Source organism: Mesorhizobium sp. M4A.F.Ca.ET.020.02.1.1 (genome assembly GCF_004022645.1).
Lineage (GTDB): Bacteria > Pseudomonadota > Alphaproteobacteria > Rhizobiales > Rhizobiaceae > Mesorhizobium.
In genome coordinates, this window is sequence record NZ_RZOI01001274.1 from 1 (window position 1) to 768 (window position 768).

At 60.2% G+C, this 768-nt stretch carries 1 protein-coding gene and 1 pseudogene; both read left to right on the forward strand.

Going from position 1 to position 768, the window contains the following annotated elements; all coding sequences use genetic code 11:
• Positions 1-138: pseudogene (locus EN742_RS39895) on the forward strand (HugZ family protein); the annotation flags it as partial.
• A gap of 159 nt (positions 139-297) precedes the next feature.
• A complete protein-coding gene (locus EN742_RS36585; RefSeq protein WP_126058600.1) occupies positions 298-636 on the forward strand; it encodes a metalloregulator ArsR/SmtB family transcription factor in 339 nt (112 codons plus the stop codon).
• Positions 637-768: the final 132 nt, after the last annotated feature.

Sequence of the window (768 nt, forward strand, 5' to 3'; positions counted from 1 at the left end):
GGCATGGACCTGGCGGCTGGCGATGCCCTATGCCGGGTCTTCTTTCCTGAGCCCCTGAAAGCCGCGCGTGAGTTGCGGCCCGTCCTGGTCGACATGGCAAAGGCCGGCCGCGCAGCCGGCTATTCACAAGAGCGGTAGTTAATTGTCTTGAATCAAAAGCAAGTCTTGAGATTTGGAAGAAATGTTCTACCCTTTGGTGTGTCGCTGATTCAGCAGCGGGCATCCACAGGTGAATTCATGGAATCAGACGCTATTGCCCCCATAGCGTCTGGATGAGCTGAAAAACATGGGGCATCGATGATCTCGAGCAAGCTAATCGCCAACGCCGAATCGGCAGCCACGTTTCTGACGCTCATGGGCAATGAGAAACGGCTGTTGATCATGAGCTATCTGGTCGACGGTGAAATGTCGGTCGGCGCCATCGCCGAAAAAGTCCAGCTGAGCCAGTCCGCCCTGTCTCAGCATCTGGCGAAGTTGCGGGGGCTTGACCTCGTCGAGACCCGCCGCGACCGGCAGATGATCTACTATTCCTGCAAGTCCGACGCCGCGCGCGAGCTGCTTCGCATGTTGGACGGCATCTTCGGCGACGGCGATCTGTCCCAGATGGCCCATCGGCTGCGGCGCGCCGGGGCTTGACCGGCAGGCCCGATCGCTCCTTACCTCGCTGACGATCGCCAGAGCGTGGCTTGGGTCCAGACGGACCCACGAGCCCCGCTCCGGCACTTTGAATCCTCGGCTGGGCAGCGCATGGACCTTATCCGCATCGAC